This window comes from Pseudomonas sp. UV AK001, assembly GCF_046097675.1.
Taxonomy (GTDB): Bacteria; Pseudomonadota; Gammaproteobacteria; order Pseudomonadales; family Pseudomonadaceae; genus Aquipseudomonas; species Aquipseudomonas kribbensis.
This window is the reverse complement of sequence record NZ_JBJUVZ010000007.1, coordinates 232,463-255,083: the sequence shown is the minus strand read 5'-3', so window position 1 is coordinate 255,083 and position 22,621 is coordinate 232,463. Positions and strand designations below refer to the sequence as shown.

Sequence of the window (22,621 nt, the reverse complement as noted above, 5' to 3'; positions counted from 1 at the left end):
AGACAGGAGGTTGCATGACGTGGACTGCGGTGACAGAGCATCGGGCGCAACTGGGCGAGGGCCCGTTCTGGGACGCACCGACCCAGGCGCTGTACTGGGTAGACATCGCCGGAAAGCAGGCGCTGCGGCTGATCGGGCAGAACGTGCAGATCTGGCAGATGCCGGAGCACGTCTCGGCGTTCATTCCCTGCGCCAGCGGCGACGCCCTGGTAACCCTGAGCAGCGGCGTCTACCGACTCGATCTGGATTCCCCCGGACTCGAACCACGATTGACGCTGTTCTGCGTCGCCGATCCGCAACCGGGCAACCGGGCCAACGAAGCACGTTGCGATGGCCAGGGCCGCTTGTGGCTCGGCACCATGCAAAACAACATCGGCGAGCAGGGCGAGGATCTGCCGATCAACCGTCGTTCGGGCGGGCTGTTCCGGGTTGATCCGGATAAACGCGTCACGCCATTGCTGCGGGGCCTGGGCATTCCCAACACGTTGCTCTGGAGCGACGACGGCACCACTCTGTTGTTCGGCGACAGCCTCGACGGCACGTTGTACCGCTATTTCATCCATACCGACGGCAACCTCGACACCGCCCAGCCCTGGTACAGCGCCGATCTGCACGGTGGCCCGGACGGTTCGGCGATGGACGCCGAGGGCTACATCTGGAACGCCCGCTGGGACGGTAGTTGCCTGCTGCGCCTGACACCGGATGGCCGGATCGACCGCAAGATCGACCTGCCGATCAGCCGTCCCACCAGTTGCGTATTCGGCGGCGCAGACCTGAAAACCCTGTACATCACCAGCGCCAAAAGTCCGCTGAACCACCCGCTGGACGGCGCGGTGCTGTCGCTGCAGGTGGATGTCGCCGGAAAACTCTGTACGCGTTTCGCTGATTAAATCCCAAAATATGGGATGCAAAATTATATATTGAGATTATTCGGTGGTCGGGTTTATAGTCGGCTCCAGCAGTAACACGCACTCACACTTAAAAAGAACAAAACAGGTGAAGTGATGCAGCGAATTTCTATCGCACTCCCCAGCGGAGTCAGCATCCCGCAACGGCCCGATGCCGTCAGCGGCGCTTGCCTGTTTCGTTCAAAAAGCCTTCCAGACCGGACATCGTCAGATGCCCGGTTTTTTTATGCTTTCGAACAGGAGTCCTGATTCATGGCTGAACCTCTGTCCCTGCCACCGGTACCCGAGCCACCCAAAGGCGAGCGTCTGAAAAACAAGGTTGTGTTGCTGACCGGCGCCGCCCAAGGCATCGGCGAAGCAATCGTCGCGACCTTCGCCTCGCAGCAGGCCAAACTGGTGATCAGCGATATCCAGGCTGAAAAGGTCGAGAAAGTCGCCGCCCACTGGCGCGATCAGGGCGCCGATGTGCAAGCGATCAAGGCCGACGTGTCGCGCCAGCAGGATCTGCACGCCATGGCCAAACTGGCGATCGAACTGCACGGACGCATCGACGTGCTGGTCAACTGCGCCGGGGTCAACGTGTTCCGCGATCCGCTGCAAATGACCGAAGAAGACTGGCACCGCTGCTTCGCCATTGATCTCGACGGCGCCTGGTATGGCTGCAAAGCCGTGTTGCCGCAGATGATCGAGCAGGGCATCGGCAGCATCATCAACATCGCCTCGACCCATTCCACGAACATCATTCCTGGCTGCTTCCCGTACCCGGTGGCCAAGCACGGCTTGCTCGGGCTGACCCGCGCGCTGGGCATCGAGTACGCGCCGAAAGGGATTCGCGTCAACGCCATCGCCCCGGGCTACATCGAGACCCAGCTCAACGTCGATTACTGGAACGGCTTCGCCGACCCCCACGCCGAACGCCAGCGCGCCTTCGATCTGCATCCTCCTAAACGCATCGGTCAGCCGATTGAAGTGGCGATGACCGCCGTTTTCCTGGCCAGCGATGAAGCGCCGTTCATCAACGCCTCGTGCATCACCATCGATGGTGGTCGCTCGGTGATGTACCACGACTGAAAAAGCGGATTGCAGGTGGCAAGGTCCGCCTGAAATCCAATCATCATACGATATGACTATTGTCGTCATGATTTGCGGGAAACGCTTCGACCGCTTCAACGCTTTTCAAATAACGCTCAAGAAAAATAACAAGGAGTCTGCTTATGAAACGTCGTTTCGGGATTCGTACCCTGTGCAGTGCCGCGCTGGCGGTCACTGCGTTCAGCCTGAGCGGTTCGCTGCTGGCCGCCGATCCGGTGAAGATCGGTTTTCTGGTCAAGCAGGCCGAAGAACCGTGGTTCCAGACTGAATGGGCCTTCGCCGAGAAAGCTGCCAAGGACAAAGGCTTCGAGCTGATCAAGATCGCCGTGCCGGACGGCGAGAAAACCCTTTCGGCCATCGACAGCCTTGCGGCCAACGGTGCCAAGGGTTTCGTGATTTGCCCACCGGACGTGTCCCTCGGCCCCGCGATCATGGCCAAGGCCAAGCTCAATGACCTGAAAGTGATTGCCGTGGACGACCGTTTCGTCGACGCCAATGGCAAGTTCATGGAAGAGGTGCCGTACCTCGGCATGGCCGCGTTCGAAGTCGGCCAGAAGCAGGGCGCCGCCATGGCTGCCGAGGCGAAAAAGCGTAACTGGGACTGGAAAGACACCTACGCGGTGGTCAACACCTACAACGAACTCGACACCGGCAAGAAGCGCACCGACGGTTCGATGAAAGCGCTCGAAGACGCCGGCCTGCCGAAAGATCACATCCTGACCACCGCCCTGAAAACCCTCGACGTACCGGGCAGCATGGACGCCACCAACTCGGCGCTGGTCAAGCTGCCGGGCGCGGCGAAGAATTTGATCATCGGCGGCATGAACGACAACACCGTGCTGGGCGGCGTGCGCGCCACTGAAGCCGCCGGGTTTGCCGCGGCCAACGTGATCGGCATCGGCATCAACGGCACCGACGCGATCGGCGAGCTGAAAAAGCCCAACAGCGGCTTCTACGGTTCGATGCTGCCGAGCCCGCACATCGAGGGCTACAAGACTGCCGAGATGATGTACGAGTGGGTCACCACCGGCAAAGAACCGCCGAAGTACACCGCGATGGACGACGTCACCCTGATCACCCGCGACAACTTCAAGCAGGAGCTGGAAAAGATCGGCCTGTGGAACTGACGGCAGCGTCGGCCCGGGCAGCCGGGCCGCTTGAACGGTGTGATGAGGTGGCTTAAATGCACGCGCAAGTACAGACACAACAACACGGTGCCGGCAGCCTGCGTTTCAAAGGGATCGGCAAGACCTTTCCCGGCGTGAAGGCGCTGGACGGCATCAGTTTCGTCGCTCACCCCGGGCAGGTTCACGCCTTGATGGGCGAGAACGGCGCCGGCAAATCGACCCTGCTGAAAATCCTCGGCGGCGCCTACATTCCCAGCAGTGGCGAGTTGCAGATCGGCGAGCGGACGATGGTCTTCAAGTCCACCGCCGACAGCATCGGCAGCGGCGTGGCGGTGATTCACCAGGAGCTGCATCTGGTGCCGGAAATGACCGTGGCCGAGAACCTGTTCCTCGGTCACCTGCCGGCCAGTTTCGGCCTGATCAATCGCGGCGCACTGCGCCAGCAAGCTCTGGCCTGCCTCAAGGGCCTGGCCGATGAAATCGACCCGCAGACCAAAGTCGGGCGCCTGTCCCTCGGTCAGCGGCAACTGGTGGAAATCGCCAAGGCACTGTCCCGTGGCGCCCATGTGATCGCGTTCGATGAACCGACCAGCAGCCTCTCGGCGCGGGAAATCGACCGGTTGATGGCGATCATCGGCCGGTTGCGCGACGAGGGCAAAGTCGTGCTCTACGTTTCCCATCGCATGGAAGAAGTGTTCCGCATCTGCGACGCGGTGACAGTGTTCAAGGACGGTCGCTACGTGCGTACCTTCGAGGACATGAGCCAGTTGACCCACGATCAACTGGTGACCTGCATGGTCGGGCGCGACATTCAGGACATCTACGACTATCGCGGTCGCCCGCGTGGTGCCGTGGCGCTGAGAGTCGATGGATTGCTCGGCCCAGGCTTGCGTGAGCCGATCAGTTTCGACGCGCACAAAGGCGAGATTCTGGGGTTATTCGGACTGGTCGGGGCAGGTCGCACCGAGCTGTTCCGGCTGCTAAGCGGCCTGGAGCGCAACACCGCCGGACGCCTGGAATTGCGCGGCCATGAACTGAAGCTGCGTTCGCCCCGGGATGCGATTGCCGCCGGGATTCTGCTGTGCCCGGAGGACCGCAAGAAGGAAGGCATCATCCCGCTGGCCAGCGTCGCCGAGAACATCAACATCAGTGCGCGCGGCGCCAATTCCGGGCTCGGTTGCCTGCTGCGCGGGATGTGGGAAAAGGGCAACGCCGACAAACAGATCAAGGCCCTGAAAGTGAAAACCCCACATGCCGGGCAACAGATCAAGTTCCTCTCCGGCGGCAACCAGCAGAAGGCGATTCTCGGCCGCTGGCTGTCGATGCCGATGAAAGTGCTGCTGCTCGACGAGCCGACCCGGGGCATCGACATCGGCGCCAAGGCCGAGATCTACCAGATCATCCATAACCTCGCCGCCGACGGTATTTCGGTGATCGTGGTGTCCAGCGATCTGATGGAAGTGATGGGCATTTCCGACCGCATTCTGGTGCTGTGCGAAGGCGCCCTGCGTGGCGAAGTCAGCCGCGACCAGGCCAACGAATCCAACCTGCTGCAACTGGCTTTGCCGCGCCATCGCGCCAGCGGCGCGGCGAACTGAGAGGTGACTATGATGACATCCCAAAACGAAACCCTGCCGACCGCGCGCAAACCTCTGGATATGCGGCGCTTCCTCGATGACTGGGTCATGTTGCTGGCGGCGGTCGGGATTTTTCTCGCCTGCACCTTGCTGATCGACAACTTCCTCTCGCCGCTGAACATGCGCGGCCTGGGCCTGGCGATTTCCACCACCGGGATCGCGGCGTGCACCATGTTGTACTGCCTGGCATCCGGACATTTCGACTTGTCGGTGGGCTCGGTGATTGCCTGCGCCGGGGTGGTCGCGGCGGTGGTGATGCGCGACACCAACAGCGTGTTTCTCGGCGTCAGCGCGGCGCTGGTGATGGGCCTGATCGTCGGCCTGATCAACGGCATCGTGATTGCCAAGTTGCGGGTCAATGCGTTGATCACGACGCTGGCGACCATGCAGATCGTCCGTGGCCTGGCCTACATTTTTGCCAATGGCAAAGCGGTGGGCGTGTCGCAGGAATCGTTCTTCGTGTTCGGCAACGGCCAGTTGTTCGGCGTGCCGGTGCCGATCCTGATCACCATCGTCTGCTTCCTGTTTTTCGGCTGGCTGCTGAATTACACGACCTACGGGCGCAATACCATGGCCATCGGCGGCAACCAGGAGGCGGCGCTGCTGGCAGGGGTGAACGTTGATCGCACGAAGATCATCATCTTCGCAGTGCATGGGGTGATTGGTGCGCTGGCGGGGGTGATTCTGGCGTCGCGGATGACTTCCGGGCAGCCGATGATCGGGCAGGGGTTTGAGCTGACGGTGATTTCGGCTTGCGTGCTGGGCGGGGTTTCGCTGAGCGGCGGGATCGGGATGATCCGGCATGTGATTGCCGGGGTGTTGATTCTGGCGATTATCGAGAATGCGATGAACCTCAAAAATATCGACACCTTCTACCAGTACGTTATTCGAGGGTCGATTTTGTTGTTGGCTGTTGTCATTGACCGTCTTAAGCAACGCTGAGATCAAGAGCCCCTCACCCTAACCCTCTCCCAAAGGGAGAGGGGACTGACCGAGGTGTCTTTCGCTGTACATCGACCTGAAGAATCCAGTCGATTGTGGATTCGGCGAGCTGGCTCAGGTCGGTGTATCTCCCAAATATCCCCCAATCGGTCCCCTCTCCCTCCGGGAGAGGGCTAGGGTGAGGGGGCTTTTGCTTCTCCCGCCTTTTGTCACCTTCCCGAAATTGTTCTTGCTCGCTCCAGCCCGTTTCGGTTATCACTTTGTACATGATTAGACAGGTACGATTTGACAAGAAACAACGGGTGGTCGACGAGCTCGTCCGACGCATCGAAAGCGGCCTCATGGAGGACGGCTTTCTGTTGCCCGGCGAGCATCAGTTGGCTCAGGAATTCAACGTCAGCCGTGGCACGTTGCGCGAAGCGCTGGCCGAACTGAAACGGCGCAATTACATCGCCACGCAAAGCGGGGTCGGCTCCATCGTCACCTTCGACGGTGTGGTACTCGATCAGCGCAGCGGCTGGGCCCAGGCCCTGGCCGACAGCGGGGCGCTGATCAATACCGAAGTGCTGCGCCTGGAAGCCGTGACCCGGCCCGATCTGCTGCCGCGCTTCGGCACCGACCAATTCATCACCCTCGATCGTCGCCGCCGTTCCAATGACGGCACGCTGGTGTCCCTCGAACGTTCATTGATGCCCGCCACCGGAGGCCTGGAAAGCCTGCCGCGCGTGGGCCTGATCGACAATTCGCTGACCGTTACCCTGGCGGCCTACGGCTACATCGGCGAACGCGGCGATCAGTGGATCGGCGCCGAACCGCTCAACGCTGTCGATGCCGAACTGCTCGGCCGTCCCGAAGGTACGGTGTTCCTCAAAGCACTGCGCACCACTTACGACCGACAAAACCGTTTCATGGAACAGGTCGAAAGCCTGCTCGACCCGGTGCACTTCCGTCTGCACCTGCAATTTGGAGAATCGAAATGACCGCCCTCGACCGTGCCCTGGGCGCGTTTTATGGCCTGGCCCTCGGCGATGCGCTGGGCATGCCGACGCAATCCCTGAATCGCGAAACCATCAAGCAACGCTTCGGCCAGATCACCGATCTGCAAGACGCCGGCCCTTTGCAACCGATTGCCGCGAACATGCCCAAAGGCTCGATCACCGATGACACCGAACAGGCGATTCTGGTCGGCGAGTTGCTGGTCGAAGGCAAGGGCCGGATCGAGCCTGCGGTGCTGGCGCAAAGGCTGATCGAATGGGAAGCCGAGATGCAGGCCAAGGGTTCGCAGGACTTGCTCGGCCCATCCACCAAACGTGCGATCGAAATGATCCTCGCCGGCCATTCGCCGGAAGAGGCCGGGCGTTACGGCACCACCAACGGCGCAGCAATGCGCATCACCCCGGTGGGAATCGCCGCCGATGTAGCCGATCCCGAGCGTTTTATCGCGGCGGTGGTGCAGGCCTGTCAGGTCACTCACAACACCACGCTGGGGATTTCCAGCGCGGCGGCGGTGGCGGCGGTGGTCTCGGCCGGCATCAACGGCCTGGATCTGGGCGAGGCGCTGAACCTCGGTCAGCAGATCGCCCAACAAGCGGAAGCGCACGGGCACTGGGTGGCCGGTGGGCGTATCGCGTCGCGGATCAGCTGGGCGCGCAGCATCAGTGTCGAGAGCGACCCGGTGTTGCTCGCGGATCTGCTGTACGACGTGATTGGCACCTCGGTGGCCTCGCAGGAATCGGTGGTGGTGTCGTTCACCCTCGCACAGCAAGTCGCGGTCGGGGAAATGACGCCGTTCGATGCGCTGTGCATGGCCGCGAGCCTGGGTGGCGACACCGACACCATCGCCGCGATTCTCGGCGCCATGCTCGGGGCCTGCCTGGGCCTGCAGAGCTGGCCGGCGGCGATGATTGAAACCGTCAAAACCGTCAACGATCTGGAGCTGGAACCGTTGGTGAAAGGACTCCTCGCGCTGCGCTGAAACGCCGCCCGCCACACGTCAATCAACTGTCTTGCCGACAACCACAACAATGGCAACAGGAGCATCTCTCATGAGTTCATCGAACGCCGGGCAAAGCGCCGGGCAACTGGAAACCCGTGGCATCGAACCGGTGCCGGAAGGCGAGTGCAACGGCCATCCGCTGCAACTGTTCTGGGTCTGGTTCGCCGCCAACATTTCCATCCTCGGCCTGCCGCTGGGCGCCACGCTGGTTGCGTTTCGTGGCCTGGCGATCTGGCAGGCGATCATCGTCGCAATCCTCGGCGCCGCCGGTTCGTTTGCGGTGGTGGGGATCATCTCGATTGCCGGCCGTCGCGGTCGTGCACCGAGCCTGACCTTGTCGCGGGCGATCTTCGGTGTGCGCGGCAATATCGGCCCGACGCTGGTGTCGCTGATGTCGCGCCTGGGCTGGGAAACCGTCAACACCACCACGGCGGCGTTCGTGCTGCTGTCGCTGTGCTCGATCCTGTTCGGCTCGCCGGTGGAAGCCAAAAGCGCGCCAGTGCTGACCCTGATCTTCATCGCGATTTTCGTGCTGCTGACCCTGTCGGTGTCCGGCCTCGGCCACGCTACGTTGCTGGTGATCCAGAAGTGGGCGACCTACGTGTTCGGCGCGCTGAACATCCTGGTCGGCGGCTTCCTCTGCGCAACCATCGACTGGAGCGCGGTGTTCAACGCCACCCCGGCGCCGATGAGCGCGATGATCATCGGTATCGGCACCATGGCCGCCGGCACCGGGATCGGCTGGGCCAACGCCGGCGCCGACATGTCGCGCTATCAGCATCGCAGCGTCAAAGCCGTGCGCCTGGTGGCTTCGGCAGCGTTTGGTGCGGGGATTCCGCTGGTACTGCTGATCACCCTCGGCGGCCTGCTGTCGGTGGGCAACAACGATCTGGCCTCGGCGACTGACCCGATCGTGGCGATCCGCGACATGCTGCCGACCTGGATGGCCGTGCCGTACCTGATCACCGCGTTCGGTGGCCTGCTGCTCTCGAACAACCTGTCGGTGTACTCCGCCGGCCTGACCACGCTGACCCTCGGCCTGAAGGTCAAACGCGTGTACGCGGTGGTGGTCGACATCGTCGCGATCTTCGCTGGTTCGATCTACTTCATGCTGATCGCCGACAGTTTCTACGGCCCGTTCATTACCTTCATCTCCCTGCTGGCGGTGCCGATCACCGCGTGGGTCGGGATCTTCGTGGTCGACCTGATTCACCGTCACTACTACAGCCCGAAAGACCTGCTCGATGTCAGCCCGAGCAGCGCCTACTGGTACAACGGCGGCATCGAGTGGCGCGCGTTCGGCGCGTGGGCGATAGCCATCGTGCTGGGCTTCAGTTTCACCACCATCGGCACCACCGCCGAGAACGTCTGGTTCAAGGGTTTCCTGTCCGATTCCTGGCTGGGCCACAACGGCCTTGGCTGGATCGTGACCTTCGTGGTGGCCGGCGGCATTTACTTCGTACTCGGCGGGGCGAAAGACCGCCGCGCCGCACAAACCGAGAATGCTCATGCCTAAGATGTTGCACACCGGCCAGGTCATCATCGACCTGGTCATGGCCGTGGATGCGCTGCCGCAAATCGGCGGCGACGTGCTGGCGCAGTCCGCCAGTTTCGAAGCCGGCGGCGGCTTCAATGTGATGGCTGCCGCCGCTCGCAATGGCTTGCCGGTGGTCTATCTGGGTCGCCACGGCAACGGTCGCTTCGGTGATCTGGCGCGACAGGCGATGAATGCCGAAGGCATCCGCATCGGTATCGAACAGCCTGCAGAGCGCGACACCGGTATCTGCGTGGCGCTGACCGATGCGTCAGCGGAGCGCAGTTTCATTTCCTACATTGGTGCCGAAGGAGAAGTGACGGGGGCGGAGCTGAACAGCGTTGCAGCCGAGCCGGGGGACTACGTCTACGTCAGCGGCTACAGCCTTCTGCACAGCGGCAAGGCCCAGGCGTTGCTGGACTGGACGCTGGCGCTGCCGAAGACGATCAACGTGGTGTTCGATCCGGGCCCGCTGGTGGAATCACCGGACTCACCGATGATGCAGGCGCTGCTGCCGCGCTTCGACGTGTGGACCAGCAACAGTGTCGAGGCGCTGCGCTTCACTGGCGCGACGGACATCGAAACGGCGCTGGACCGCTTGGCCGTGCACTTGCCACAAGGTGTGCTGATGGTGGTCCGCGATGGCCCGCAAGGCTGCTGGATTCATCAGCACGGCGAGCATCGGCATGTGCCGGGTTTCAAGGTGCAGGCCGTGGACAGCAACGGCGCCGGCGATGCCCATGCCGGTGTATTCGTTGCGGGGCTGGCGCAAGGTCTGGCGGCTGATGAAGCCGCGAGACGCGCCAACGCCGCAGCTGCGTTGGCCGTCACTCGCTGGGGGCCGGCGACCGCACCGGGCACCGCCGAAGTCGATGCGCTGATCCGCGAATCTTCCGCCTACTGACCGGTGCCTTCGGAACCCGAACCACCGGTGGTGGTTTTCGAGCCGATGCCGGCGCCGGAGTTGTCGGGAGTAGTGGGGGAATCCGGCGTGTTCATTCCGCCTTGGCGACCGGGGTCATTGCCCTGAGTGCGCGGATCGGTTCCGGTGGCCGGCGGCTGATTGATCAGCGGAACGCCGGAGCCATCGGTATTCATGCCCGGAGCGCTGTTGATCGCAGGGGCGCGCGGTGGCGTGACCGGATCGGTGGGGCCGGTGCCCGTGGCAGTCGCGGCGAACGCCACGGGGCAGAGCAGGGTGGTAAACACGAAAGCAGTCAACCTTGACGAGATCATGGTGTGTCTCCAGTGATTGGAATCCTTACCTGATCTTGGTCTGCCCTCGCGTGGGATAGGTGCCGATTGAATGACGAACGGTTCAGTTCGTCAGTGCACTTTCTACCTTCATCCTCCGCCACAGCAGGCGGCCGAGGGTGATTGACCAGTTCAACGCCGCCACCGCCAGCACCGTCAGCAATAGCGTCGCCATGCTGTGTTCGACGATGATTTTTCCGGCCAGCAGCGGGAAACCGAAGACACCGATGAAGTACGCCAGACTGAACAGCAGCAACGCCTGCGACGTGGTGCCGACCGGTGCCTCGTTGGCGGCGAGTCCATTGATTACCGAGTAGGTGAGGCCGTAGCCGACACCGAGCATCACCGCTGCCAGCAGATAGCTGAAACCGCTTTGCACGCCGAAGGCGAACAGCACGATCGAGCCCAGCATCAACCCCGAAAGCAGACACGACGCCCGCAGCGGATCACGCTTGACCACGTAGCCTGCGATCAACATCCGGCTGCTGATGGCGGCGCTCATGAAGCCCAGGAAGAACAGTGAATAATCCAGCGAACGGGCGGCGGCATAGCTGGTCTGGAAACTGGACAGACCACCGAATACGCAACCGCCGAGGCCGACCATGATGATCGGAAATACCGCGCGGGAACTGAGCACCTGAGCAGTCGCCTGCCAGCTGATTTTTGCCGCTGACGCGGCTTGTGTACTTTTCAGGCGGGCACCGAGACGCCAGAACAACAGCACGCCGATCAGACTCGCCGCAGCCGCCAGAAAGAACGCCGACGTCACCGGCAACCCCAGCGCACTGGCGGCGCGCCCGAGCAGCGGGCCGCTGCCGATTCCGGTCATCATGCTGCCGGACAGCAGCGCAAAATATTTCGCCCGCTGTGCCGGGCTCACCAGACTGGCGACGATGATCGGCCCCAGCGTATAGAAAACGCCCCAGCCCAAGCCGAGCAGCAACCCGAAAAACAGCAGCAGATGGCCGAAGCCCGGCGTCATCGCAAACCCCAGGCTCGCCGCCACCAGCAACAGCCCGAACAGCGCAATCGAACGCGCCGCACCCAGCCAGTCGGAAAGGTGCCCGGACACCAGCACCGCAATGAAGGTGCTGAGCATCGCCGCGCTGATCACGCTGCCGGCATCGTGCTCGTTGCCGCCGCGCGAACCTATCAGCAGCGAGAGCAGAAACGTCGCGCCGTAGGGCAGCGACAACAGATAACTGGCGAGGCAGAACAGGCCGAACAGTTTGCCCGGGACCTGGGGTGTTGCTTGAGGCATGACGCGGTTCCTTGACCGGAAAAATTGAGCGTCATCTATCTAACACGTCGCGCCCGTGGTTTAGGTCTGAGCTTGGCGATCTCAGGATCGTGAATGACCGGAGTAACGCCTTCAGGCGACGCCGATCTCTTCCTTGAATTGCTCCATGAAACCTTTCAGGCGTTGATGACGGAGCTGCGCCAGACGTTGACCGGCAGCTGTCTGGAAACCGTCGGCAAGGTGCAGCAGTTTGGTCTGGAAATGATCGAGGCAGAATCGCTTGTCGTCGTAGTCCCTTTCCCGGGCTTCGGGATCGTGCGGGTCGTACAGCGCGCTGCCCATGCGCCCGGCGGTGTAGAACGTGCGGGCGACGCCGAGCATGCCCAGGGAATCGAGACGGTCGGCGTCCTGCATCAGCCGCGCTTCGAGGGTTGTCGGTGTAATGTTGGCGGAAAAACTGTGGGCTTCGATGGCGTGGGTGACGGCGCTGACTTTTTCTTCTGGCCAGTTCAGGTTTGCCAGCACCGTTGATGCTTTTTTCGCTGCCAGGCGCGATGCCTGTGAACGCAGGGGCGAGTTCTTTTCCACGGCCACGCAATCGTGCAGCAACACCGCTGCAAGCAGCACCTCAAGGTCGCCACCTTCCTCGGCCTGCAAAATACGCGCGTTGTGCCAGACCCGCTGCAGGTGCGACAGGTCATGGGCGCCGTCCTCCGACGGTTCAAGCGCGTGGGGCAGCAGTTCGGTGGCGAATGAGGCCAGTGGTTCGAATGCGTTCATGAATATCCTTCAGAGTGACCGGCCGCACTAGCCTAATCTGTGGATTGCCATGTGACGAGCGCGGCGCGCCGCCTTAGTATGGCGTTTTCCTTTTTCCGACAAGGCCCGTCCATGACGATCGAAATCCGCCCGGCGACCCCCAGCGATGCACCGCAAATCCTCGCGTTCATCACCGAATTGGCAGACTTCGAAAAGGCCCGTCACGAAGTCATCGCCAGCGTCGCCGACATCGAGCGCAGCCTGTTCAGCGAAGGCGCCACGGCCCACGGCCTGATCTGTCTGCGCGACGGCTTGCCGATCGGTTTCGCGGTGTTCTTCTTCAGCTATTCGACCTGGCTGGGCAGCAACTGCCTGTACCTCGAAGACCTCTACATCACTCCCGAGCAACGGGGCGGCGGCGCCGGCAAAACCCTGCTGCGCCACCTCGCGAAAATCGCCTGCGCCAACGACTGCGGCCGCTTCGAATGGAGCGTGCTGGACTGGAACACCCCGGCCATCGAGTTCTACAAGTCCCTCGGCGCCCAGCCGCAGGAAGAGTGGGTGAGGTATCGCATGGATGGCAAGGTATTGCGCGAGTTTGCCGAGGGCAACTGAGCCGCGCCAGGAATATCGCAGCCCGAGACGGTTCCTGCAGGGAAAGTAAATTTCTCTGAAGGCGCTGTTACGGCCTGCGGTATTTTTTTGTCTTTGTCTCATATTGTGGGATTGTTATTTATATATTGAGATTTTGTTGTGCCCGGGTTTATAGTCCAGCTCACTCACTGCCAATAACAAAACAGGTGAAGCGATGCTGGCGCAATTGATCGCGCTCGATTGGGGGACGACCTCCCTACGTGCTTACAAACTCGCGGCGGGCGGGCAGGTGCTGGCGCAGCGGTCGCTGTCGTTCGGGATCATGCAGTTGCCGAAGAAGCCGCGGGTCATCAACGGTCGTGAATGCTCCGACGGTTTTGAATTGGCATTCGACGAGGCTTGCGGCGACTGGCTCGATGCGCAACCCGACTTGCCGGTGATTGCCTGCGGCATGGTCGGCAGCGCCCAGGGCTGGCGCGAAGCGTCCTACCGCGATACGCCGGCCAATGTCGCCGATCTCGGAAAATCCCTGCAAACCGTTCGCAGCCTTCGCGGTGTCGATGTGCATATTGTGCCGGGCGTGATTCAGCGTTCGGCACTCCCGAACGTGATGCGCGGCGAAGAAACCCAGGTCCTTGGCGTCCTGCAGAATCTGCCGGTCGAGGCGGGCAACGATCTGATGATCGGCCTGCCGGGCAGTCATTCGAAATGGGTGGAAGTGGCCGACGGCTGCATCACCCGTTTCGACACCTTCATGACCGGCGAAGTGTTCGCCGTGCTCAGCGAACACAGCATTCTCGGACGTACCCAACAGCACAGCGCGACGTTCGACGCCGAGGCATTTGATCGCGGCGTGCAGGTGGCGCTGTCGGCGGAGGGCGAGATCGGCGTGCTGTCGACGTTGTTCAGCTCCCGCAGCCTGGGCCTGACCGGTGAACTCAGCGCCACCGCACAACCGGACTATCTGTCCGGCCTGCTGATCGGTCACGAACTGACAGCGCTGGCCACCGTGCAACGGCGCCGTCGCAACAGCGCACAGCTTCCTTCGATCATCCTCATCGGCAACGCGCAGTTGTGTGCCCGTTACAGCCGTGCCCTCGACACCTGCGGTTTCGCCCGGGTGACGCTGGCCGAACAGGCCACCGAGCGCGGGCTGTGGCAACTGGCGCTCGCCGCCGGACTGATCGATTCCTCATCCCGTTAACCCTGACTGGAGGCCTGACATGCTCAAGCAAGCACTGGCGCAAAACGGTCTGATCGCGATCCTGCGCGGCTTGCATCCGCAGGAAGCCGCGGCTGTCGGAGAAGTCCTGTATGCGGCCGGATTTCGCGTCATCGAAGTACCGCTCAATTCCCCCGCGCCGTACGAAAGCATTCGCATCCTGCGCAAGACCTTGCCTGCCGATTGCCTGATCGGTGCCGGCACGGTGCTGACTCCGGAACAGGTGGAGTTGGTGAAGGAGGCCGGCGGCCAGGTGATTGTCATGCCCCACAGCGATGCCAAGGTGTTGCGGGCGGCGAAAGCGGCGGGGCTGTATCTGTCGCCGGGCGTTGCCACGCCGACCGAAGCCTTCGCCGCGCTGGATGAGGGGGCGGACATTCTCAAGCTGTTCCCGGCCGAACAAATGGGCCCAGCAGTGGTGAAAGCCTGGCTGGCGGTGCTGCCCGTCGGGACGATCCTGGCGCCGGTCGGCGGCATCACGCCGGACAACATGCAGGTGTTCATCGACGCCGGCGTCAAAGGTTTCGGCCTCGGTTCCGGGCTGTTTAAACCGGGCATGACGACTCAACAAGTAGCGGCCAATGCCAAGGCCTACGTGGCGGCCTGGAAAGCCCTCCGCTAAGACTTTTCCGGCGCTGCGTGCGCTGCATCTAACAAGAGAGACAAGCAGATGAAAATCACCAAACTGACCACCTTCATCGTCCCGCCGCGCTGGTGCTTCCTCAAGGTCGAAACCGACGAGGGCGTGACCGGTTGGGGCGAGCCTGTGGTCGAAGGCCGGGCCCACACCGTCGCCGCTGCGGTCGAGGAATTGTCCGACTACCTGATCGGCAAAGACCCACGCAATATTGAAGATATCTGGACCGTGCTCTATCGCGGCGGCTTCTACCGGGGCGGCGCCATCCACATGAGCGCACTGGCGGGCATCGACCAGGCGCTGTGGGACATCAAGGGCAAGGCGCTCGGCGTGTCGGTCAGTGATCTGCTCGGTGGTCAGGTGCGGGACAAGATCCGTGTGTATTCGTGGATCGGCGGCGACCGGCCGGCCGATACCGCGCGGGCCGCGAAAGAGGCGGTTGGCCGTGGTTTCACTGCCGTGAAAATGAATGGCACCGAAGAGCTGCAATTCCTCGATACCTTCGAGAAAGTCGACCTCGCACTGGCCAACGTCGCCGCCGTGCGGGATGCGGTGGGGCCGAACGTAGGCATCGGCGTCGACTTCCATGGCCGGGTGCACAAGCCGATGGCCAAGGTACTGATGAAGGAACTCGATCCGTACAAACTGATGTTCATCGAAGAGCCGGTGCTCAGCGAAAACTACGAAGCGCTGAAAGAGCTGGCACCGCTGACCAGCACCCCGATTGCCCTCGGCGAGCGCCTGTTTTCGCGGTGGGATTTTAAACGGGTGTTGAGCGAAGGTTACGTCGACATCATCCAGCCGGATGCCTCCCACGCCGGCGGCATCACCGAGACCCGCAAGATCGCCAACATGGCTGAAGCCTACGACGTGGCGCTGGCGCTGCACTGCCCGCTGGGACCGATTGCACTGGCAGCGTGCCTGCAACTGGACGCCGCTTGTTACAACGCGTTTATCCAGGAGCAGAGCCTGGGCATCCATTACAACGAGAGCAATGACCTGCTCGATTATGTGAAGGATCCACGGGTGTTCGACTACGACAAAGGCTTCGTGAAGATCCCGAACGGCCCGGGGCTGGGGATCGAGATCAACGAGGAATACGTGATCGAACGCGCGGCGGTCGGCCACCGCTGGCGCAACCCGATCTGGCGTCATGCCGATGGCAGTTTTGCCGAGTGGTGAGTCTTTTCTGACCCAACACCAAACACTGTGGGAGCGAGCTTGCTCGCGATGAGGTCGGCACATTCGAAACCGATGCCGTCTGATAGATCGCTTCGCGAGCAAGCTCGCTCCCACAGGTTGATCTCCAGGGAGCGGAGATCTGCATACCTTTCGACCTCAATAAACACAAGAAGAGGTTCTCCCCATGCAACCGCAAACCCTCACCGGGCAAGCGACATTAGTCACGCCCAGCCGCAAGCGGTTTTTCATCATGGTGCTGCTGTTCATCACCGTGGTCATCAACTACCTCGACCGCAGCAATCTGTCGATTGCCGCCCCGGCGCTAACCACCGAGTTGGGCATCGACCCGGTGCACGTCGGGCTGATCTTCTCCGCGTTCGGCTGGACCTACGCCGCCATGCAGATTCCCGGCGGCTGGCTGGTGGATCGGGTGCCGCCGCGCATCCTGTACAGCGTCGCGCTGCTGTTGTGGTCGCTGGCCACGGTGATGCTCGGATTCGCCGCGAGTTTCATCGCCCTGTTCGTGCTGCGCATGGCGGTCGGTGCGCTGGAAGCACCGGCGTATCCGATCAATAGCTGCGTGGTGACGACCTGGTTTCCCGAGCGCGAACGAGCTACGGCCATCGGTTTCTACACCTCCGGGCAGTTTGTCGGGCTGGCGTTTCTGACCCCGGTGCTGGCGTGGCTGCAACATGAATTTGGCTGGCACATGGTGTTTGTCGTGACCGGTGCGATGGGCATTGTCTGGGCGGCAATCTGGTACGCGGTGTATCGCGAGCCGCGTGATTTCAAAGGCGCCAACGAAGGTGAAATCGACCTGATCCGCGAGGGCGGCGGGCTGGTGGATATCGCCGCCGAAACCGCCAAAGTGAAAGCGAAATTCAGCTGGAGCGATCTCGGCATCGTCCTCAGCAAGCGCAAGTTGTGGGGGATTTACCTCGGCCAGTTCTGCCTGAACTCGACGCTGTGGTTTTTCCTGACGTGGTTCCCCACCTACCTGGTGAAGTATCGCGGCATGGACTTCATCAAGTCCGGCCTGCTGGCGTCGCTGCCGTTTCTCGCCGCGTTCGTCGGCGTGCTGTGCTCCGGGTTCTTTTCCGACTTCCTGATTCGCCGTGGTTGCACCGTCGGGTTTGCGCGCAAGTTGCCGATCATTGGCGGGCTGTTGATTTCCACCTCGATCATCGGCGCCAACTTCGTTGAGTCGACACCACTGGTAATTGCCTTCCTGGCGTTGGCGTTTTTTGGCAACGGGCTGGCGTCGATCACCTGGTCGCTGGTGTCGACACTGGCGCCGGCGCGGTTGCTGGGCTTGACCGGTGGGGTGTTCAACTTCATCGGCAACCTGTCGGCGATTGCCACGCCGATTGTCATCGGCTTCCTGGCCAGCGGCGATTCGTTTGCTCCGGCGATCACCTACATCGCGGTTCTGGCCTTGATCGGTGCTTTGTCCTACGTGCTGCTGGTGGGCAAGGTCGAGCGCATCGAGTTGTAGTCGTCCCTGTCGGGCGACCATAATGCCGCCCGTTCCCTCGCTCAACGCTAAAGGCTGGATATGCAGGAAGACGCCCCGAAAAACGCCAAGGACGCCGCGCCGACCGGCACCCAGACCCTGCTTCGCGGGTTGGGTGTGGTGCAGGCCGTCGCCAGTGGCGCCCGCGATCTCAAAGAGATTGCCCGCCTGATCGGCACCACCCGCAGCACCACCCATCGTCTGGCCAGTTGCCTGGTGGACGAGCGCTACCTGCGCGTCGTGCCGCAAGTCGGTTATCTGTTGGGGCCGAAACTGATTGAACTGGGTTTTCAGGCGCGCGAAGAGTTGCCGCTGGTGACGTTGGCCGGGCCTTATCTGGACGAGTTGTCGGCACTGACCGGCGACACCGTTCACCTGGGGATTCGTGAAGGGGACGAGGTGCTTTATTTGCTGAAGAATCCGGGGCGCAACGGCCCGGAAATGCGCTCGCGGGTCGGCCATCGCATGCCGCTGGCGCGCACCGGGATCGGCAAGGCGCTGATGCTGGATGACGCGCCGCAGGAGTGGCAGCGGCTGTACGACATCAGTCTGCCGGCGGGTGGGAAAAGTCAGTTCTGGCCGCAGCATCCGCAACAGTCGTGGGAGCAACTGGAGCAGCGGATGACCGAGTACGTGGCCGGCGGCTACGCGTTCGATCTGGAAGACAACGAACCGTCGATCCGCTGCGTGGCGGCGCCGATCCGCGACGCGAGCAAGCGCATCGTCGCGGCGATCAGCATCGCCAGCACCGTGCCGTACATGCCGCTGGAGAAAATGGCCGAGCTGATTCCCCTGATCAAAGGGGTCACGGCCCGGCTCTCAGCGGAGCTTGGCTTGAAGGTTTAAAGCTTCAGAGTCGCCATGTCGATCACGAATCGGTACTTCACATCACCGGCGATCATGCGGGCATAGGCCTCGTTGATCTGGCGGATGTCGAGCATTTCGATGTCGCAGCTGATGTTGTGCTCGGCGCAGAAATCCAGCACTTCCTGGGTTTCGGCGACGCCACCGATCAACGAACCGGCCAGCACCCGACGGCCCAGCACCAGTTTGGCGGCGTGGACCGGCGGATCGATCGGTTCGATCAGGCCTACCAGAATGTGCACGCCGTCGAAACGCAGGGTATCGAGATACGGGTTGAGATCGTGCTGCACCGGAATGGTGTCGAGCAGGAAGTCGAAGCGACCCGCCGCAGCTTTCATCTGCTCTTCGTCGGTGGAGACGATCACGTGATCGGCGCCCTGGCGACGACCTTCCTCGGCCTTGCTCGCCGAACGGGTGAACAGCGTCACTTCGGCGCCCATGGCCTTGGCGAACTTGATGCCCATGTGGCCGAGGCCGCCCATGCCGAGAATCCCGACCTTGTCGCCGGCCTTCACGCCGTAGTGCTTGAGTGGCGAGTAGGTGGTGATGCCGGCGCAAAGAATCGGCGCGGCGGCCGCCAGATCCAGCTTCTCGGGAATGCGCACCACGAAGTGTTCGCTGACCACGATGCTGTCCGAATAACCGCCCATGGTGTTGCTGCCGTCGACCCGGTCCGGGGTGGCGTAGGTCATGGTCGGGCCTTCGAGGCAGTATTGCTCGAGGTTCGACTGGCAGGCTTCGCAGGTGCGGCAGGAGTCGACCATGCAGCCGACACCGACCAGATCGCCTACTTTGTGTTTGGTGACGTTCGCACCGACGGCGGTGACTTTTCCGACGATCTCGTGGCCGGGCATCAACGGGTAAACGGCGATGCCCCATTCGTTGCGCGCCTGGTGGATGTCGGAGTGGCAGACGCCGCAGTACAGAATTTCGATGGCGACGTCGTCGGCCCGCGGGCTGCGGCGTTCGAATTTCATCGGGGCGAGGGGCGTGGTGGCCGTTTGAGCGGCATAGCCGATGGCGGTGTACATGTGAAACCTCGCAAACGCAGTGACAAGTGAGGCGGCGCATTCTGGGCGCCGTCCGGTCGTCCGGCCATGGCGATTCCTCCGGGTGTCATGCCTAATCCTCCGGCATGCGGGGTTGATCGGTCGCATTGGCAAAAGGATCTGCGATGATGCTTTTATCCCTTTTTCCGTGATTTTTTCTGAAGAGCCACCCGATGCAATTGACCCGTCACCTTGATGCCAACGCCACCCTGGTTTCGCTGATCGAACCACTGGCGCTGCGCGATGGTTACAGCCAGACCGGGCTGCCGGGCGTGCAGGTGCTGCGCGCCAGTTGCGACGTTGCCCGTGGCCCGCACATTTACGAGCCGAGCCTGATGATCATTGCCCAGGGCAGCAAGCTGGCGTATCTGGGGCCGCGCACCATGGAATACGGCGCCGGGCATTACCTGATCCAGGCCCTGCCGGTGCCGTTCGAGTGCGAAACCTATGCGTTGCCGGATGCGCCGTTGCTCGGCGTATCGGTGGCGATCGACCGGGTGCTGCTCGGTGAACTGGTGCTGGCCATGGGGCTGGCGCCGGGGCGGCACATTCCGGCGCAGACCCCGGAGTCGATGACCTCGGTGGTGCTCGACGATGACATGCGCGGTTGCGTCGAACGCTTGCTGCGCTGCCTGCATGATCCGCTGGAGTGCCAGATTCTGGGACCGGCACGGGTGCGCGAATTGTTGTTTGTCGCGTTGCGCGGTCCCCAGGCTGATGTGTTGCGGGCACTGGTGGAGCAGCAGGGGCAGTTTGCCCGGGTCGCGGCGTCGATCAGTCATCTACATGCGCATTACACCGAGCCGTTGAATGTCGAGACATTGGCCGGTTGCGCGAACATGAGTGTTTCGACTTTTCACGAACACTTCAAACGCAGCACGTTGCTGTCGCCGGTGCAGTATCTGAAGCGTTTACGTTTGTTGAAGGCGCAGACACTGTTGATCGTTGAGGGATTGGGGGTTGCACAGGTGGCGCATCGGGTGGGGTATCAGAGTACGTCGCAGTTCAGTCGCGAGTACAAGCGTTATTTCGAGCGCAGCCCGGGGGATGAGCGGGCGGCTTGATCCTTCACAAATCGCGGGCAACAAAAAGGCCCCCATACAGGGAGCCTTGATGTTCAGCAGTTCGACTTACATGTTCGGGTAAGTCGGGCCGCCGGCGCCTTCCGGCGTCACCCAGGTGATGTTCTGCGAAGGATCCTTGATGTCACAGGTCTTGCAGTGCACGCAGTTCTGGGCGTTGATCTGGAAACGCTTCTCGCCGTCTTCCTTGGTGATCACTTCATACACGCCGGCCGGGCAGTAACGCTGCGCCGGTTCGTCGTACATCGGCAGGTTGCGGCTCAACGGGATAGTCGGGTCGGTCAGCTTCAGGTGGCACGGCTGTTCTTCTTCATGGTTGGTACCGGAGATGAACACCGAGCTCAGTTTGTCGAAGCTGATCTTGCCGTCGGGTTTCGGGTAGTCGATCTTCTTGCAGTCGGCCGCAAGCTTGAGGCAGGCGTAGTCCGGCTTGGTGTCGTGCAGGGTGAACGGCAGTTTGCCGCCGAAGATGTTCTGGTCCAGCCAGTTGAAACCGCCGCCGACGATGGCGCCGAACTTGTGGATCGCCGGGCCGAAGTTGCGGCTGGCGAACAGTTCTTCGTAGAGCCAGCTCTTCTTGAAGGCGTCGACGTAGGTGGTCAGCTCTTCGCTGCCGTCCTTGTCAGCGAACAGCGCGTCAGCCACGGATTCAGCGGCGAGCATGCCGGACTTCATCGCGGTGTGACTGCCCTTGATCTTGGCGAAGTTCAGGGTGCCGAGGTCGCAACCGATCAGCGCGCCGCCCTTGAACACCATTTTCGGCAGCGAGTTCAGGCCGCCCTTGCAGATCGCACGTGCGCCGTAGCTGATGCGCTTGCCGCCTTCCAGGTACTGCTTGAGCACCGGGTGATGCTTGAGGCGCTGGAATTCGTCGAACGGCGACAGGTAGGTGTTGCTGTAGGACAGATCGACGATCAGGCCGACTACAACCTGGTTGTTTTCCAGGTGATAGAGGAACGAGCCGCCGGTGTTCTCGGTGCCCATGATGTCCATCGGCCAACCGGCAGTGTGCACCACCAGGCCTGGCTGGTGTTTGGCCGGGTCGATTTCCCAGATTTCTTTCAGGCCGATGCCGTAGTGCTGGGCGTCGGCATCGCTGTCGAGGTTGTAGCGCTTGATCAATTGCTTGCCGATGTGGCCACGGCAACCTTCGGCGAACAGCGTGTATTTGCCACGCAGTTCCATGCCCGGGGTGTACAGGCCTTCTTTCGGATGGCCTTCGCGGTCGACGCCGAGGTCACCGGTGATGATCCCGCGTACCACGCCGTTTTCATCGATCAGGGCTTCCTGAGCGGCGAAGCCCGGGTAGATTTCCACGCCCAGGTTCTCGGCCTGCTGAGCGAGCCAGCGGCACAGGTTGCCGAGGGAGATAATGTAGTTACCTTCGTTGTGCATGGTCTTGGGCACAAAGAAGTCTGGAATCTTCTGCGCGCTTTCGGCGTTTTTCAGCACGAAAATGTCATCGCGGGTGACAGGAGTGTTCAGCGGCGCGCCGAGTTCTTTCCAGTCCGGGAACAGTTCGTTCAGGGCCCGTGGTTCGAATACGGCACCGGACAGGATGTGCGCGCCGACTTCGGAGCCTTTTTCGACCACGCAGACGCTGATTTCCTTACCGGCTTCGGCGGCCTTCTGCTTCAGACGGCAGGCGGCGGACAGGCCAGCGGGGCCGGCACCGACGATGACCACGTCGAATTCCATGTATTCGCGTTCCACAGGCTATCTCCTACTCAAGGCTCAACAGTTTTTTTTCTAATTTGGAGGTTCGGTGTCGTATCCGTTATTGCCTTTACGTTAACGTCAAGGCTAATAATGGGCAAACCACCTTTCTCTCTAGGCGGCGCATTATATCTACACCACTCTTAGCGTCCAATACAAACGTTTGTTTGAATCGGCTCCAGCCCAGAGAAATCAAAGAAGCGCGGCTTATGACAGGGCATTTTGGCGTATTGACCAGAATGGGCGTTCCGGTCAAGATACGGGCGGTTTTGC

General features: G+C 61.7%; 21 protein-coding genes. 16 read left to right on the top strand and 5 right to left on the bottom strand.

Annotated features, from left to right (window positions below; all coding sequences use genetic code 11):
* Positions 1 to 14: 14 nt before the first annotated feature.
* From ACKLNA_RS20135 to ACKLNA_RS20095, 9 genes are all read left to right on the top strand, one after another.
* A complete protein-coding gene (locus ACKLNA_RS20135; protein ID WP_408986869.1) occupies positions 15 to 890 on the top strand; it encodes an SMP-30/gluconolactonase/LRE family protein in 876 nt (291 codons plus the stop codon).
* Positions 891 to 1,160: 270 nt separating this feature from the next.
* On the top strand, positions 1,161 to 1,979 hold the full coding sequence (locus ACKLNA_RS20130) for an SDR family oxidoreductase (RefSeq protein WP_408986868.1): 819 nt from the start codon (positions 1,161 to 1,163) through the stop codon (positions 1,977 to 1,979).
* 143 nt (positions 1,980 to 2,122) lie between these two features.
* Positions 2,123 to 3,127: a substrate-binding domain-containing protein gene (locus ACKLNA_RS20125; protein WP_408986867.1), complete on the top strand. Its 1,005-nt coding sequence runs from the start codon at positions 2,123 to 2,125 to the stop codon at positions 3,125 to 3,127.
* Between the two features lie 56 nt (positions 3,128 to 3,183).
* Positions 3,184 to 4,725 (top strand): L-arabinose ABC transporter ATP-binding protein AraG, encoded by a 1,542-nt coding sequence (araG, locus tag ACKLNA_RS20120; RefSeq protein WP_408986866.1) that lies wholly within the window; start codon positions 3,184 to 3,186, stop codon positions 4,723 to 4,725.
* A gap of 12 nt (positions 4,726 to 4,737) precedes the next feature.
* The gene (gene araH, locus ACKLNA_RS20115; protein ID WP_408986865.1) at positions 4,738 to 5,706 is read left to right on the top strand and encodes an L-arabinose ABC transporter permease AraH; all 969 of its coding nucleotides are present in this window, start codon (positions 4,738 to 4,740) and stop codon (positions 5,704 to 5,706) included.
* Positions 5,707 to 5,972: 266 nt separating this feature from the next.
* Positions 5,973 to 6,686 (top strand): GntR family transcriptional regulator, encoded by a 714-nt coding sequence (locus tag ACKLNA_RS20110; protein WP_085710916.1) that lies wholly within the window; start codon positions 5,973 to 5,975, stop codon positions 6,684 to 6,686.
* Positions 6,683 to 7,681 carry an ADP-ribosylglycohydrolase family protein gene (locus tag ACKLNA_RS20105; protein ID WP_408986864.1) on the top strand — a complete coding sequence of 333 codons (999 nt, stop codon included), beginning with the start codon at positions 6,683 to 6,685 and terminating at the stop codon, positions 7,679 to 7,681. The genes ACKLNA_RS20110 and ACKLNA_RS20105 overlap by 4 nt, the downstream gene beginning before the upstream one ends.
* 70 nt (positions 7,682 to 7,751) lie before the next feature.
* On the top strand, positions 7,752 to 9,218 hold the full coding sequence (locus ACKLNA_RS20100) for a cytosine permease (RefSeq protein WP_248740134.1): 1,467 nt from the start codon (positions 7,752 to 7,754) through the stop codon (positions 9,216 to 9,218).
* Positions 9,211 to 10,140, top strand: a complete 930-nt coding sequence (locus ACKLNA_RS20095) for a PfkB family carbohydrate kinase (protein WP_408986863.1) — start codon at positions 9,211 to 9,213, stop codon at positions 10,138 to 10,140. Before ACKLNA_RS20100 ends, ACKLNA_RS20095 begins: the two co-directional genes overlap by 8 nt.
* Here the strand turns inward: ACKLNA_RS20095 and ACKLNA_RS20090 are convergent.
* From ACKLNA_RS20090 to ACKLNA_RS20080, 3 genes are all read right to left on the bottom strand, one after another.
* Positions 10,134 to 10,472 (bottom strand): hypothetical protein, encoded by a 339-nt coding sequence (locus ACKLNA_RS20090; protein ID WP_408986862.1) that lies wholly within the window; start codon positions 10,470 to 10,472, stop codon positions 10,134 to 10,136. The two genes, ACKLNA_RS20095 and ACKLNA_RS20090, sit on opposite strands and share 7 nt — an antisense overlap.
* 82 nt (positions 10,473 to 10,554) lie before the next feature.
* The gene (locus ACKLNA_RS20085; RefSeq protein ID WP_408986861.1) at positions 10,555 to 11,751 is read right to left on the bottom strand and encodes an MFS transporter; all 1,197 of its coding nucleotides are present in this window, start codon (positions 11,749 to 11,751) and stop codon (positions 10,555 to 10,557) included.
* Between the two features lie 111 nt (positions 11,752 to 11,862).
* On the bottom strand, positions 11,863 to 12,510 hold the full coding sequence (locus tag ACKLNA_RS20080) for an HD domain-containing protein (protein ID WP_408986860.1): 648 nt from the start codon (positions 12,508 to 12,510) through the stop codon (positions 11,863 to 11,865).
* A 111-nt stretch (positions 12,511 to 12,621) separates the two neighbouring features.
* Here ACKLNA_RS20080 and ACKLNA_RS20075 point away from each other — a divergent pair, with 111 nt between their 5' ends.
* The 6 genes from ACKLNA_RS20075 to ACKLNA_RS20050 all read left to right on the top strand — a co-directional run bounded on the left by ACKLNA_RS20075 (position 12,622) and on the right by ACKLNA_RS20050 (position 18,483).
* A complete protein-coding gene (locus ACKLNA_RS20075) occupies positions 12,622 to 13,104 on the top strand; it encodes a GNAT family N-acetyltransferase (RefSeq protein ID WP_039770630.1) in 483 nt (160 codons plus the stop codon).
* 193 nt (positions 13,105 to 13,297) lie between these two features.
* On the top strand, positions 13,298 to 14,287 hold the full coding sequence (locus ACKLNA_RS20070) for a 2-dehydro-3-deoxygalactonokinase (protein ID WP_408986859.1): 990 nt from the start codon (positions 13,298 to 13,300) through the stop codon (positions 14,285 to 14,287).
* 19 nt (positions 14,288 to 14,306) lie between these two features.
* Complete coding sequence (locus tag ACKLNA_RS20065; RefSeq protein WP_408986858.1) at positions 14,307 to 14,927, top strand: 2-dehydro-3-deoxy-6-phosphogalactonate aldolase; 621 nt, start codon at positions 14,307 to 14,309, stop codon at positions 14,925 to 14,927.
* A gap of 48 nt (positions 14,928 to 14,975) precedes the next feature.
* Positions 14,976 to 16,124, top strand: coding sequence for a galactonate dehydratase (gene dgoD / locus ACKLNA_RS20060; RefSeq protein WP_007950849.1), 1,149 nt, complete (start codon positions 14,976 to 14,978; stop codon positions 16,122 to 16,124).
* Positions 16,125 to 16,308: 184 nt separating this feature from the next.
* Complete coding sequence (locus ACKLNA_RS20055; protein WP_408986857.1) at positions 16,309 to 17,619, top strand: MFS transporter; 1,311 nt, start codon at positions 16,309 to 16,311, stop codon at positions 17,617 to 17,619.
* 60 nt (positions 17,620 to 17,679) lie between these two features.
* Positions 17,680 to 18,483: an IclR family transcriptional regulator gene (locus ACKLNA_RS20050; RefSeq protein ID WP_408986856.1), complete on the top strand. Its 804-nt coding sequence runs from the start codon at positions 17,680 to 17,682 to the stop codon at positions 18,481 to 18,483.
* Here ACKLNA_RS20050 and ACKLNA_RS20045 read toward each other — a convergent pair.
* Positions 18,480 to 19,532, bottom strand: a complete 1,053-nt coding sequence (locus ACKLNA_RS20045) for an NAD(P)-dependent alcohol dehydrogenase (RefSeq protein WP_011335405.1) — start codon at positions 19,530 to 19,532, stop codon at positions 18,480 to 18,482. The genes ACKLNA_RS20050 and ACKLNA_RS20045 overlap by 4 nt on opposite strands.
* A gap of 191 nt (positions 19,533 to 19,723) precedes the next feature.
* On the opposite strand from ACKLNA_RS20045, the gene ACKLNA_RS20040 reads away from it, so the two are divergent.
* Positions 19,724 to 20,614, top strand: a complete 891-nt coding sequence (locus ACKLNA_RS20040; RefSeq protein WP_408986855.1) for an AraC family transcriptional regulator N-terminal domain-containing protein — start codon at positions 19,724 to 19,726, stop codon at positions 20,612 to 20,614.
* 66 nt (positions 20,615 to 20,680) lie between these two features.
* Here the strand turns inward: ACKLNA_RS20040 and ACKLNA_RS20035 are convergent, their stop codons facing one another.
* Positions 20,681 to 22,345 (bottom strand): electron transfer flavoprotein-ubiquinone oxidoreductase, encoded by a 1,665-nt coding sequence (locus ACKLNA_RS20035; protein WP_134827732.1) that lies wholly within the window; start codon positions 22,343 to 22,345, stop codon positions 20,681 to 20,683.
* Between the last annotated feature and the right edge of the window lie 276 nt (positions 22,346 to 22,621).

Coding starts and splice junctions, on each gene's coding strand:
- ACKLNA_RS20125 (WP_408986867.1), top strand. CDS start 2,123: ATGAAACGTCGTTTCGGGATTCGTACCCTGTGCAGTGCCGCGCTGGCG.
- ACKLNA_RS20045 (WP_011335405.1), bottom strand. CDS start 19,532: ATGTACACCGCCATCGGCTATGCCGCTCAAACGGCCACCACGCCCCTC.
- ACKLNA_RS20040 (WP_408986855.1), top strand. CDS start 19,724: ATGCAATTGACCCGTCACCTTGATGCCAACGCCACCCTGGTTTCGCTG.
- ACKLNA_RS20070 (WP_408986859.1), top strand. CDS start 13,298: ATGCTGGCGCAATTGATCGCGCTCGATTGGGGGACGACCTCCCTACGT.
- ACKLNA_RS20080 (WP_408986860.1), bottom strand. CDS start 12,510: ATGAACGCATTCGAACCACTGGCCTCATTCGCCACCGAACTGCTGCCC.
- araG (WP_408986866.1), top strand. CDS start 3,184: ATGCACGCGCAAGTACAGACACAACAACACGGTGCCGGCAGCCTGCGT.
- ACKLNA_RS20075 (WP_039770630.1), top strand. CDS start 12,622: ATGACGATCGAAATCCGCCCGGCGACCCCCAGCGATGCACCGCAAATC.
- araH (WP_408986865.1), top strand. CDS start 4,738: ATGACATCCCAAAACGAAACCCTGCCGACCGCGCGCAAACCTCTGGAT.
- ACKLNA_RS20085 (WP_408986861.1), bottom strand. CDS start 11,751: ATGCCTCAAGCAACACCCCAGGTCCCGGGCAAACTGTTCGGCCTGTTC.
- ACKLNA_RS20050 (WP_408986856.1), top strand. CDS start 17,680: ATGCAGGAAGACGCCCCGAAAAACGCCAAGGACGCCGCGCCGACCGGC.
- ACKLNA_RS20065 (WP_408986858.1), top strand. CDS start 14,307: ATGCTCAAGCAAGCACTGGCGCAAAACGGTCTGATCGCGATCCTGCGC.
- ACKLNA_RS20100 (WP_248740134.1), top strand. CDS start 7,752: ATGAGTTCATCGAACGCCGGGCAAAGCGCCGGGCAACTGGAAACCCGT.
- ACKLNA_RS20105 (WP_408986864.1), top strand. CDS start 6,683: ATGACCGCCCTCGACCGTGCCCTGGGCGCGTTTTATGGCCTGGCCCTC.
- dgoD (WP_007950849.1), top strand. CDS start 14,976: ATGAAAATCACCAAACTGACCACCTTCATCGTCCCGCCGCGCTGGTGC.
- ACKLNA_RS20055 (WP_408986857.1), top strand. CDS start 16,309: ATGCAACCGCAAACCCTCACCGGGCAAGCGACATTAGTCACGCCCAGC.
- ACKLNA_RS20135 (WP_408986869.1), top strand. CDS start 15: ATGACGTGGACTGCGGTGACAGAGCATCGGGCGCAACTGGGCGAGGGC.
- ACKLNA_RS20130 (WP_408986868.1), top strand. CDS start 1,161: ATGGCTGAACCTCTGTCCCTGCCACCGGTACCCGAGCCACCCAAAGGC.
- ACKLNA_RS20090 (WP_408986862.1), bottom strand. CDS start 10,472: ATGATCTCGTCAAGGTTGACTGCTTTCGTGTTTACCACCCTGCTCTGC.
- ACKLNA_RS20110 (WP_085710916.1), top strand. CDS start 5,973: ATGATTAGACAGGTACGATTTGACAAGAAACAACGGGTGGTCGACGAG.
- ACKLNA_RS20095 (WP_408986863.1), top strand. CDS start 9,211: ATGCCTAAGATGTTGCACACCGGCCAGGTCATCATCGACCTGGTCATG.